This is a genomic window from Synechococcus sp. R55.8 (assembly GCF_047461895.1).
Taxonomy (GTDB): Bacteria; Cyanobacteriota; Cyanobacteriia; order Thermostichales; family Thermostichaceae; genus Thermostichus.
In genome coordinates this window covers 5,839-18,081 of record NZ_JANSIB010000002.1, presented here as the reverse complement: position 1 = coordinate 18,081, position 12,243 = coordinate 5,839, and the positions used below count along the sequence as shown (strand labels likewise).

Sequence of the window (12,243 nt, the reverse complement as noted above, 5' to 3'; positions counted from 1 at the left end):
AACGCGAAAGGACTCCGTCCCGCTAACGCGAAAGGACTCCGTCCCGCTAACGCGAAAGGACTCCGTCCCGCTAACGCGATCGGGCTGGGCTTAACCCTCTGGCAGCGATCCTTTGAGGTCGTGAATACCGAATGGCTACGCTGGTGTGATCGGGAGGGGCAGGTTTTGCCCACCGGCGAAGAAAAGGCTGCTCTGGAACAACAGCGCGCTGAGGCAGAACGCCAACGGGCCGAAGCCCTTTTGGAGCTGCTGCGTTCCCACGGCAAAGGACTCCGTCCCGCTAACGCGAAAGGACTCCGTCCCGCTAACGCGATCGCGCCGCCGGAAGCCTGAAAAATCCCGTCCCTAACGGAGCTTCCATTGTCCATTGCCTATCCACCGCCATGTCTACCCTCCCCAGCAGCAGCGAAGCCGCCCAACGGGCCGCCCGCCTGGAAAAAGCCCAACACCTGCGGGAACAAGGGATCCCGCCTTACGCCTATTCTTTCCCTGTTACCCATCTGGCTGCCGAGCTGCAGGAGCAATTTGCCGACCTAGAGCCCGGCGGCGAGCGGGAGGATGTGCAGGTGGCGGTGGCCGGGCGGATCCGGGCGCGGCGGGTCATGGGCAAGCTGGCTTTCTTTACCCTTCAGGATCGCTCCGGCACCATCCAGCTTTACCTGGAGAAGCAACGGCTGACGGAGCATATGGGGGAGTTGGCCTTCAAGAACTTGGACAAGCTCATCGACGTGGGCGATTGGCTGGGGGCCAAGGGCTGCCTCAAGCGCACCGAAAAAGGGGAATTGTCGGTGCGGGTGGACGAGTACCAGGTGCTAACCAAGGCGCTGTTGCCGCTGCCGGACAAGTGGCACGGCCTGCGGGATGTGGAGAAACGCTACCGCCAGCGCTACGTCGATCTCATCGTCAACCCTGAGGTCAAGCAGACCTTGCTCGACCGCGCCCAGATCATCCGCTCCCTGCGGCAGACTCTGGAAGAGCGAGGTTTTGTGGAAATTGAGACGCCAGTGTTGCAGGTGATCCCCGGCGGGGCGGAGGCGCGGCCCTTCATCACCCACCACAACGCCCTGGATCTGGATCTCTACTTGCGCATTGCCACCGAGCTGCACCTGAAGCGGCTGGTGGTGGGCGGGATCGAGCGAGTCTATGAAATTGGGCGGGTCTTTCGCAACGAAGGCATCTCCACCCGCCACAACCCGGAGTTCACCTCTCTAGAGGCCTATCAAGCCTTCGCCGACTACCACACCATGATGGAGCTGACGGAAACCCTGGTCTGCAACGCCGCCCTGGCGGTGCGGGGATCCCTGCAGCTCACCTACCAAGGGGAAGCCATCGACCTCACCCCTCCCTGGCGACGGGTGACGATGCAGGAGCTGGTGGAGGAGGCCACTGGCATTTTCATCGATGTGGAAAAGGGATGCCCTGAAGAGCTCTTGCCGGCCTTGGCCGCCCAAGGGATCCCCAATCTCTCACCCCAGGACTCCCCCGGCCAGTTGCTGGTCAAAGCCTTTGAGCACTGCTGCGAGAGCCGCCTGCGCCAGCCCACCTTTGTTCTGGACTATCCCCTGGAGGTGTGTCCCCTCACCAAGCCCCACCGCAGCAAACCGGGGTTGGCCGAGCGCTTCGAGCTGTTCATCGTTGGGCGGGAGACGGCCAACGCCTACTCCGAGCTCACCGATCCGGTGGATCAGCGGCAGCGGCTGGAGGCCCAGGCAGCCCTGAAGGCAGCCGGCGATGAAGAGGCCCATTTTCTGGATGAAGACTTTCTCACCGCCTTGGAATATGGCCTGCCCCCCACAGGTGGCCTGGGCGTGGGGATCGACCGCTTGACAATGCTGCTGTGCGACGCTCCCAGCATTCGCGATGTCATTGCCTTTCCGCTGCTGCGGCCCGAGACGGGAGAAGTGGCGGAGGAGGCTTGAGCCGATCCCTCTAACTGTCCATTCAAATCCCATCGATTTCTAAGAGAGGTTGGAGGTGGCCGCGGCGACGGCGCGGAGCCTTTGGGAAGTGTCTCAACCTATTTTGAAATAACTAGCGATAACGTCTTCCAAAAGCCGACCTTCGTACCCTTGCATCTGGAGGGCAGCCTGGAAATCCTGGCAGGCTCTCTGCCAATCCCCAAGGGCAGTCCGGGCCAGGGCGCGGTTGAGGTGGGCCTTGAGGTGGCAGGGATCCCCCTCCTTCGCGTCAGCAGGGTGGAGCATGATGGCTTGGGTGTAGTCGCGGATGGCCGCTGAGAAATCCCCCTGTTGGGCGTAGGCCCAGCCGCGGTTGTTCAAAACCCAGACCCGCTCCTGGGGATCCAGCTCCAGTTGCAGCAGTCGGGTGTAGTCTTCTATCGCTTTGTCCGTCTGTCCCTCGCCATCCCACAGGAGAGCTCGGTGGAGCAAAGCAGAGTGCTCCTGGGGGTTCAAGGCCAGGGCCTGCGTGTAGTCGGCAATGGCCAGCTCAGGGCAATTGGCCTGCCGGTGTAGATCCCCCCGTTGACGGTAGGCCAGGGCAGCATCGGCCACCCCCCAGTTCTGGTCGAGGCTCAGAGCTTGGTTGAGATCCGCCAATGCCGCCTCTTGATCCCCCAAAGCCAGATGCACCCTTGCCCGCAAAGCAAAAGCCTGAGAAGCCTGCGGTTGCTGCTGGATCAGCGCCGTGAAATCGGCCAACGCCCCAGCCAGATCCCCCCTCTCTTGGCGACACAAGCCCCGATACAACAGGGCTTCGGTGACCAGCACTTCTGGATCCCCTGGGCTGGCCAGCTCCAAGACCCGATCCCAATCGGCTATTGCCCCCTCCAGGTTGTGGCGCAGGCGGCGGACTTGGGCCCGCTTCAGGTGGGCCTCCAGATAGAGCTGCCGGGACTGTTCCCCGTCTTGGGCCTCTTCCTGGATGACTTGGTCGAAGTCGGATTCAGCCTGCGCGTAGTACCCCAGCTCCAAGGACTCCGTCCCGCTGACGCGATCCTGCTCCGCACGGTTGGTAGGGCCATCGGTGCCGCGCACCGCCAACGCCAACAACAGAGAGCCGCGGGCCAAGCGGGCCATCCTGTGTTGGGGATCCCGCTGCAGCAGACGGTTTAGATCTTGCAAGGCCGCTTCGGTCTGACCCAACTGCTGCAGGGCCTGTGCGCGGTGCCACAGCGCTTCCCTGTGGTCAGGATCCTGCTGCAAAACCCGGCTGAGATCCTGAATGGCGGAATCCCAGTTGCCCACCTGTCCATGGGCCATGCCCCGTCCCAGCCAAGCCGTCCAGTCCTGAGGATCCTGCCGCAACACCTCGTCGTAGTCGGCAATGGCCTCTGGCCACCGGCCCAGCTGTCGGCACAACTCAGCTCGCTCTTGGCGCAGATCCCGCCGTTCCGGCTGCAAGCGCACCGCCTCGTTCAACTGCTCCAAGGCCGCCTGCAGATCTCCCGTCTGGATTTGGGCCCGCGCCAGATCTCGGCGGATATCCGCCTCGGCCACTGCCACCCCCAGCGCCAAAGCCTGGTGGTAATCCTGGATGGCCCCCAGCCCATCTCCCAGAGCAGCCCGCACTTGGCCGCGATGGAAATAAGCCAAGCCCGACTGAGGATCCCCTTGCAGAGCTTGGTCGAAATCGGCCAGCGCTCCCTGCCAATCCCCCAACCGTTGCCGTGCCATACCGCGGCGCAGATGGGCATTAACCAGCAGCTCCGGCCCGCGTGGGATCCCAGGCCTCGCCGCCCACTGCAACACCTGCGAGAAGTCCTCACAGGCTGCCGGCCAATCTTCCCGCTCAACATGGAGTTGGCCGCGGTTGAAGTAGAGCTGAGGGTTCTGCGGATCCCGCTCCAGGGCAGCCGTGTAATCCTGCAGAGCCGCTAGGGGATCCCCCAACAGCCAATGGATTCGCCCGCGGCTGCTGTAGGCACTGGCATCTTGGGGATCCAAAGCAATGGCCTGGTTCAAGTCGGACAAAGCCGCTTCAATGTTGCCCAAGTCCAGGTGGGCAATGCCTCGGTTGAGGTAGGCTTTGGCCATCTGGGGATCCAGCTCCAGGGCGCGGTTGAAGTCTGCCAGAGCGCCGCCGGGATCCCCCAGCCCCTGGCGAGCCAAGCCCCGGCAGAGATAGGCCCGCGACAGGTTGGGATCCAGACGGAGAGCCTGTTCACAATCGGCCAGCGCCGGCTCCAGGGTGTTGCTGCTCAGGTAGGCCATGGCCCGCTGCAAGTAGAGATCCGCCTGGGCTGCCGCCTCTGCCTCAGGTAGCTCAGTGGCCTCAGCAGACCGTAGGGATAGGGCCTGAGAAAAATCTTCAACGGCCCCTTGGGGATCCCCCAACGCTTGCCGGGCCAGGCCCCGGTGGTAATAGGCTTTGCCGTGGCGAGGATCCAACTGCAGCGCTTGGGTGTAGTCCTCGACGGCCCCTTGCAAATCTGACAACTGGACCCGCGCCACTCCCCGGTTGAAGTAGGCTTCCCCGTCCTGAGGGTCCCGCTTGATCACCTCGGAAAAATCGGCTGCTGCCCCCTGCGCATCTCCCAGATGGCCGCGCACCACGCCGCGGTTGAAATAGGCCCGCACATCTTCCGGGTTGAGCTCAATGGCCCGCGAATAGTCTTCGATGGCCTGCTGCTGCTGATTGAGTTGCCGGTAAGCATTGCCACGGTTGTAGTAGGCCACCGCCCATTGCGGGTTGAGGCCGAGAGCCTGGGTGTAGTCGGCAACAGCTCCCTCGTAGTCCTCCAGCCGGTAGCGAGCAATGCCGCGGTTGAAATAGGCGCGGGCATCCCCTGCCAGTTGAATAACTTGGGTGTAATCTGCGATGGCCCCTGCCAAGTCCCCACTTTTGTAGCGGGCGCTGCCCCGCTGGCTGTAGGCGCGGCTGTTTTGGGGATCCAATTGAATGGCCAACGTGCAGTCGGCAATCGCCCCCTGGAAATCCCCTTGGCGAGCTTTCTCCTGTGCGCGGGCCAACAGGCGCGTCACCAAAACCTGATCCACCGAAACATCGCCGAGCGTCGCCTCTTGGGGAAAAGGCAACAGGGGCCGCAGCGCCTCCAACACTTCAGCAGCGGACTGGAAGCGCTCTTGCCAGTGGGGGCAGATCAGGCGATCCAAAATCTCGGCCAGCTCCTCGCTGACCTGAACCAAATCCCGCCAGAGCAGTTGGCCGGTGCGGGGATCATCCCGGATCTTATGGGGAGGACGACCGGTGAGGGCTTGGATGGCCAGCACCCCTACGGAGTACAGGTCGCTGCAGGGCTGGGGCTTGCCGTTGAGCTGTTCGGGCGCCATGTAGCCAACCGAGCCAATCACCGTCGCCAACTGAGTTTGGCCGGGGGCATGGCTGACCAACCGCCCCACTTCCTTGACTGCCCCAAAGTCGATCAACACCAACTTGCCATCGGCATCGCGGCGCATCAGGTTGGCCGGCTTGATATCCCGATGGACGATCTGGTGGGCGTGTACATGGCGCAGGATCTCCAAAATATCCCACAACAGTTTCAAAACCTCGGCCTCGCTCAGCGGCTTGCCCGGGATCAGCTCCTGGCTGAGATCATGCCCGGCAACAAACTCTTGCACCAAGTAAAAATCCTGATCCTGCTCGAAGTGGGCCAAAAGGCGGGGCACTTGGTCGAAGTGGTTGAGCCGGTTGAGAACCTTGGCTTCCCGTTCAAAGAGCTTGCGAGCCGTGGCCAGTGTATAAGGATCCGTGGAGAGGGGGCGAAGGCGCTTGACGACGCAGGGGCTATCGAAGGTGTCTTGATCCACCGCCTTGTAGGTTATGCCAAATCCCCCTTCCCCGAGGGGATGGAGAATGCGATAGCGTCCCCTGAGCACACTTCCCGCTCTGATCTTGTCTTCCATGGCCAAGTCAGTCCCTGAGCGGCGCAGCCTTTTGCCACTACGAGCTGGCTCGATTCTGCCACAGGCCGACACCCTTGGGCGGAGCAACCCACAGCTCCTATCCAGGGTCTTTTTCTGCTTTTTCTTTTCGCGATCTTCAATGTCTGTAACAATTCAGTCAGAGAGAAACCGCGATCCGACCTCGCCGCTCTTCAAAATCGCTGATCAGCAGTCTCACCTCGATCTGCCATTCCCCCGCCAGGGCCAGAGGCACATTTTCCACCACAAATTGGCCAGGCCTATCCGGCGCTACAGTACGGCGTAGAGGGGGGATCCCCTGTTCTGGCAGGGAAAACCCAAGGGTCAATTCCTGAGCCGGGACTCCCTTCACCTCAGCCCGAATTTGATTTTCCCCAGGACGACAGGGCAGAATCTTCAGGTGCAGGCTGCCTTCCGGCCAGTTCAAGCGCTCTTCACAACTGGTCTGCAAGCCCGACTCCAGTGGGGCTCCCATGCCGTGCCTTCCATTACTGGGAGGAGCCTGGGCCACCAGGAAGCTGGTCAAGGCCAGCACCAGCATCAGCCCCACCAACTCCAGGCGGACGATCCGGCGCAGCGACCGGCCCACCGTCTGCCCACCCTGTTGCAATGCCGGCACCAGCCGAAACTTGTTGTGGGCGCCCAGCCCCACCATCATCAGCACCAGCAGCAGCTTGGCCCAGAGATACTGCCCATACGGATGATCCCAGTCCCAGCCGCGGTGGATCCCACCCATTCCCACCCCTGCCAGGATTAGTCCGGGCACTGCCCAGGTGGCCACGTCAGAAAACCGTTGGATGATGCCTACAGATGGGTAGGGAGCAGATTCCTTGCCCAGCAGGCGCTCCAGCCCCCACAACCCTCCCAACCAGAAAGCTGAACCGGCCAGATGCAGCCCCAGCAGCGCCATTGTCCCCATCGGATGCTCACTGGTGAGAGCATGGCCAATGGGCAAAAAGGAGCCGAGCACCAACACCGACCCCATACCGCTGGCCCAGACGGCACCTCCCTCACAGGCCCAGATCAGGATCCCCAGCCCCACCAGCCGCAGCCCTGTACCCCAACCATAGGGAGAGAGCACCACACCCAGCAGCTCTCGCCCATTGAAGTGGGGGTAAAGCTGGGCCAAATGCAAACCGAAGGCCACCGCGGTCAAGCTGAGGGTGATCCAAGCTGTCGCAAAAGCCCAAGATAAGGGCTCCGCCCCGCTGACGCGATCAGAATCGGCGAAACTGCTCCGCTGCCCCCGCAACAGTCGCCACCAGCCCAGCACCCCCACCACAAAAAGGCTGCCCAAGTAGATCCCCCAGCGTACCCCCACCAGCGGCCAGTACAAGGGATCCCTTCCTTGAAGCTGGGTCGCCCTCACCGTCTGAACTCGCTCCGGATCCGCTCCCACCAGGAAAACAAACGAACCGCTTACCGGATGAGAATCGGCAGAAATGGCCCGCCAACTGACGATGTAAACTCCCTCGGGGATCCCCTGCGGCAAATCCCCCTGCGGTGCCTCACCCCTGGTCACCCGATTTTCCAAGGGCAGAGCTCGTCCGTTGCTGTCTAAAACCTGGAGCTGTGTGATCTGCACCGGCTCATTGAAAACAAGCCGCACCTGGGCCGGAGCTTCCTGCAACACTGCCCCATCCTCCGGGAAGGTGGATAGCAAGCTGGCATGGGCAAAAACGGGCTGGATCCCGGCCACCCACAGCAAGGCGCAGAGGATCCCAGACCAAATCCAAGCAAAACCCCTTTTGGGATGAAACATGCTCCTAAGCAGACCGCTTAGCGGGTACCGTGACCATGCCCATGTCCATGCCCGTGGCCGTGCCCATGTCCACTGTCTCCACCTGTCAGCTTCAGCAGCGGAGCCGGCTCCGGCAAACTGTTGGGATCCTCGCCAGGCTGAGCCACCTGAATCCAGCGGTACATGCCCTGCTCGCACTCCTGAATCACTGGGATGGGGATGACCTCACCGGGGCGATTCGGCAGCTTGAGGCTGATGCTGAACTCATCCATGAACTCATCGGGCAGCGAGCCGCCGCTCCAGATCACCTCGGCAACCGTTTCGGTAATCATCTTCCCATGCGACTCATAAGGGGTCTGCAGCGGCCTTTTCACCGTCTCGATTTTCCACAGGGGATGCACCATCGGCTTCACAGAGACGAATCCCTCTGGGATCTGCACCCGCAGGCGAACGGTCGGGGATCCATCACATCCATGGGGCACGCGAAAGGTGAGCTTAGCATAGCTGCCCGCCGGGGCTTCTTTGGGATGGACGGTGACATGAGCCCAAGCGGAAGAAAGAGGCAAAAAGCTCATGCCCAAAGCCAGCAGAGATTTCTTGGCCAGGGTCAAGTAACTTTGCAGACTGAACATTGCCAATGCTCCTTACAAAACTGTGCAGAAAATGCAGAGCCATTCGCCAAGACCTCTAAGGATGGCGATGGGATCCGTGGGATTCCGTTACGCTCATGCTGTGCTGTCCCCAACTGGCTAGGCCCATCGACACCAGGCCGGCGCTGGCCAAACCCATCGACACCAGCCCGAACGAGAGCGCTCCCATAGCCACCAGGCCGATAGAGAGGATGCCGTGAGTCACCACGCCGATGGCCACCACCCCATGGGCGGAAATGCCCACCGCCACCAAGCCATGGGATCCCACGCCAACCGACAAGATTTTGCGGCGGGACCCCTTCCCTTCACATCCCTGCTCGTGAGGCAGCCGCTCCGCCGGGCTTTCCTGCAGCAAGGCTGGATCTTGAGTCTTCTCTTTGGACACTAGCCTCTACTCCAGTTGTGCTCAGCGCGATCCAAAACGTAGGCCGCCACCGCCTCGATCTCCTCCGGCTTGAGAATCTTGGCAAAAGCCGGCATGGCCCCTTTGCCGTTTCTCACTTGGGCCTGGATCAGCTCAGGGGTGTCTACGTGGTACTCATGAAGAGCCGCCAGAGAAAGGTTTTTCGCTGCCACCAAAGTGTTGCGCCCGTTCAAGTGACAACCCACACATTTGGCCTGAAAGACCTTGGCTCCCAAGGCCAAATCAGGCTCAGCAGAAGCCATTTGCGGGCCTAAAAAGAGGGCAGAGACTGCCAACAAAAGCCCTATAAAAAGGTTGATCATTCGCATTTTCATCTCAGAGATTGACCCAAAACTAGCCTTCGTGCTTTGCACCGCTAACGCGAACAAAGCTGGCTTATTGTCCCAAGCCCGTTGGGCCAGGTCAAAAGACAGCCTGTCGAGTTTCCCCCGGCTACTATAAGGTCAGGATCCCCCGAAGCCATGAGCGGTCTGCCCCCCGATTTCATTCAGTTGGTGCGCCAAAAGGCCGACCTCGTGGAAGTGGTGGCCGAAAAAGTGGTGCTGCGCAAGCAGGGAAAGAACTTCGTTGGGCTTTGCCCTTTCCACAACGACCACAAACCCAGTTTTCAGGTCAGCCCCAGCAAGCAGATCTACAAGTGCTTCTCCTGCGGGGCAGGGGGAGATGTGCTGCGCTTTGTCATGCAGACCGAGCATCTCTCCTTTGCTGAGGCCGTGCGCCACTTGGCGCGGCGATACCACATACCTCTGCCCACTCGCCACACCGAGACACAGCCCTTGGGATCCCTTGATGAGCGGGAGCTCTCCCACCGGGAAAAGCTGCTGGAGATTTTGGCCATGGCTGCCGATTTTTATCGGCATGCCCTCCGATCCCAGCTAGGATCCGCCGCCCGCCAGTACCTGCACAGCCGCCACCTGAGCGAAGAAACTTTGCAAAAATTTCAAATCGGCTTTGCTCCCCCCGGCTGGCAATCTCTCTACGAATACTTGGTCAACCACAAGCGCCAACCGGTCAAACTTTTAGAAGAGGCTGGATTGCTGGTTCCCCGCCAGCAGGGATCCGGCCACTACGACCGCTTTCGCAACCGGATCATGCTGCCCATTTTCGATGTGCAGGGGCGGGTGATCGGGTTTGCCGGCAGAGCCTTGGGGGAGTCAGGACAGCCCAAGTACCTCAACTCTCCAGAAACAGAGCTCTTCAACAAAAGCCAGGTGGTCTATGGCCTCAACTTTGCCCGCGATGCCATTGCCAAGGCCGATCAAGTCCTGGTGGTGGAAGGCTACTTCGATGTCATCGCCCTGCATCAGGCGGGAGTTGCCTATGCTGTAGCGGCCATGGGCACTGCTTTGACACCCCACCAGGTGAAGACCCTGCTGCGCTACACCCAGTCGAAGCGGCTGATCCTCAATTTTGATGCGGATCGGGCCGGTTTGAACGCCGCCAACCGAGCCATTGAAGCCGTTGAAGAACAAGCGCGGCGCGGAGAAATTGAGCTGCGCATTCTCACCCTTCCTGAGGGCAAAGATGCCGACGAATTTTTGCGGGAGCACAGGGGCTCCGCCCCGCTGACACCAGCGGTTGCTGAACTGCAAACCCTGATTGAGCAGGCCCCCCTGTGGCTGGATTGGCGAATTGAACAGGTGCTGGCCGGTCGGGATCTGAGCCGGGCCACCGATTTTCAGCAGGCCCGTCAAGCCCTTGTGCAACTGCTGGCCGGTTTGGGTGGACAATGGCGCTCTTTGTATTTGCACAAAGTGGCAGAATTGCTCAGCCGCGGCAATGGTCGCCTCAGTCGAGATTTGGAAGAAGACCTGCGCCGAGCCGTGCGGCAGTACCGCTGGGCCAAACCCCAGCAACCTTCCCTCAATAAGGGATCCAAACTCTTGCAGTCGGAGTCCCATCTTTTGCAGATCTTTCTGCATTTTGGCGAGTATCGCCGCGAAATTCGGCAAACTTTGCTGGAGCGGGAGCTGCAATTTAGCTTTCGCCCCCACCGGGAGCTGTGGCAGCGGATCTTGGAACTGATCTCGGCACAGCCGGAGCTGGAAGAGCGGGGAGAGACTTTGCTGACGGCTTTGCGCACCCTCTGTGCCCAAGATGAGCAGCTCAACGAGCGCCTCAGCCATCTGCTTTGGCTGGACGAAAACACCCGCGTAGCTCTGATGCGTCCGCAGATGGTGGTGCGGGCCGCCATTGCCAACATGGAGCTGGAAATTCGCCAGAAGCGCTACCGCTACTGGACCCAACTGTGGGATCAAGCCTTTTCCGAAGGCAACACTGCCCTGGCCGCCCAGTACCAGGCCGGCATCCAGCAGGAATACCAAGCGATTCAGGCGCTGCAGCGGCAGGTGCAACTGAGCCTGGAAGACATGTCGGAAACCCCACTGGCCGAAGATTTATAGTCATTTCGATTCAAACTAGGACACTAAACCCATAACCCCATACGCGGCCAGAAGGCTTCTCTCTATAGCCCGAGTGTCTCACCCTAAACTGAACAGACTGTAGTGGCTGATGGACGGCCTGTTGGTGCTCAAAAGGGCTTCGCTCCCCTAGCGCGAGATCAGCTCCGCTTGCAACCGCTCCCGGGCCACCTGCAAAGCCTCTGCCAATTTCTCCGGCTGTTTGCCCCCAGCTTGGGCCAAGTTGGGCCGTCCGCCGCCGCCCCCTCCGGTGAGTTTGGCAATCTCGCCGATGAAGGATCCCGCCTTCAGGCCAAGTTGCTGCACAGCAGGGCTAAAGGCAGCCACCAGGCTGACCTTGCCGGCTTCCGGCACCGATCCCAGCACCACTGCCCCTTCCCCCAGCTTGTGGAGCAGATGCTCGGCAGCGGTTTTGAGGGCCTCAGGGGTGGTGGATCCCAGTTCTGCCACCAACACCTTAAGATCTCCGACGGCAACCGCCTGGGCCAGCAGACCTTCGGCCTGTAGCAAGGCCAACTGGCTGCGCACCTCTTCCAGTTCCTTCTGGGCAGCTTTCAGCTCCGCCTGTAGGGCGGCAACCCGCTCCGGCAGTTCCTGGGGCTTGGCTTTAAATTGAGCGCTCAGCTCCCGCACCACCCTGTCCCGTTCGTTCAGGTATTCCAGCACAGCCGGCCCGGCCACGGCCTCGATGCGGCGGATCCCAGCAGCCACTCCCGTCTCGGCGATGATCTTGAACAGGCCAATCTCAGCGGTGTTGTTGACATGGGTGCCACCGCACAGCTCCATCGACACCCCCGGAAAGTCGATTACCCGCACCTCGGCGCCGTATTTTTCCCCGAACATGGCCACGGCACCTCTGGCTTTGGCTTCGGCCAGGGGCATGATCGCCACTTGAGCAGCATGGGCCTCGGCAATCCAGGTGTTCACCAAGTTCTCGATCTGTTCCAGCTCCTCAGGGGTGACTGGCCGGGATAGGGTGAAATCAAAGCGCAGCCGGTCAAAAGCCACCAGGGATCCCGCCTGACCAATCGAGGGATCGACAATTCTTTTCAGGGCTGCCTGCAGCAGGTGGGTGGCGGTGTGGTGGGCTTGGGCGCGCCGCCGACAGGCCAGGTCGATTTGGGCTTGGACGGGATCCCCCACCCGCAGGATCCCGCGTTCCACA

At 61.0% G+C, this 12,243-nt stretch carries 8 protein-coding genes and 1 pseudogene; 3 read left to right on the top strand and 6 right to left on the bottom strand.

Annotation, left to right across the window (positions count from 1 at the left end; translation table 11 throughout):
• Together NW829_RS00305 and lysS are read left to right on the top strand one after the other, a co-directional pair.
• Window positions 1-333, top strand: a pseudogene (locus NW829_RS00305) (Uma2 family endonuclease); the annotation flags it as partial.
• A gap of 50 nt (window positions 334-383) precedes the next feature.
• Window positions 384-1,919, top strand: coding sequence for a lysine--tRNA ligase (gene lysS / locus NW829_RS00300; protein ID WP_414416183.1), 1,536 nt, complete (start codon window positions 384-386; stop codon window positions 1,917-1,919).
• A gap of 93 nt (window positions 1,920-2,012) precedes the next feature.
• On the opposite strand, the gene NW829_RS00295 is transcribed toward lysS, so the two are convergent.
• The 5 genes from NW829_RS00295 to NW829_RS00275 all read right to left on the bottom strand — a co-directional run bounded on the left by NW829_RS00295 (window position 2,013) and on the right by NW829_RS00275 (window position 8,960).
• Complete coding sequence (locus tag NW829_RS00295; protein ID WP_414416182.1) at window positions 2,013-5,825, bottom strand: tetratricopeptide repeat protein; 3,813 nt, start codon at window positions 5,823-5,825, stop codon at window positions 2,013-2,015.
• 157 nt (window positions 5,826-5,982) lie between these two features.
• The gene (locus NW829_RS00290) at window positions 5,983-7,605 is read right to left on the bottom strand and encodes a copper resistance CopC/CopD family protein (protein WP_414416181.1); all 1,623 of its coding nucleotides are present in this window, start codon (window positions 7,603-7,605) and stop codon (window positions 5,983-5,985) included.
• Window positions 7,606-7,622: 17 nt separating this feature from the next.
• Complete coding sequence (locus tag NW829_RS00285; protein WP_414351892.1) at window positions 7,623-8,216, bottom strand: YcnI family protein; 594 nt, start codon at window positions 8,214-8,216, stop codon at window positions 7,623-7,625.
• Between the two features lie 55 nt (window positions 8,217-8,271).
• Window positions 8,272-8,619: a hypothetical protein gene (locus NW829_RS00280; protein ID WP_414416180.1), complete on the bottom strand. Its 348-nt coding sequence runs from the start codon at window positions 8,617-8,619 to the stop codon at window positions 8,272-8,274.
• Window positions 8,619-8,960 carry a c-type cytochrome gene (locus tag NW829_RS00275; protein WP_414416179.1) on the bottom strand — a complete coding sequence of 114 codons (342 nt, stop codon included), beginning with the start codon at window positions 8,958-8,960 and terminating at the stop codon, window positions 8,619-8,621. Before NW829_RS00275 ends, NW829_RS00280 begins: the two co-directional genes overlap by 1 nt.
• 159 nt (window positions 8,961-9,119) lie before the next feature.
• On the opposite strand from NW829_RS00275, the gene dnaG reads away from it, so the two are divergent.
• On the top strand, window positions 9,120-11,060 hold the full coding sequence (dnaG, locus tag NW829_RS00270; protein ID WP_414416178.1) for a DNA primase: 1,941 nt from the start codon (window positions 9,120-9,122) through the stop codon (window positions 11,058-11,060).
• Window positions 11,061-11,207: 147 nt separating this feature from the next.
• Here dnaG and NW829_RS00265 read toward each other — a convergent pair.
• The coding region (locus NW829_RS00265) for a DHHA1 domain-containing protein (RefSeq protein WP_414416177.1) at window positions 11,208-12,243 on the bottom strand (1,036 nt) is incomplete at its 5' end.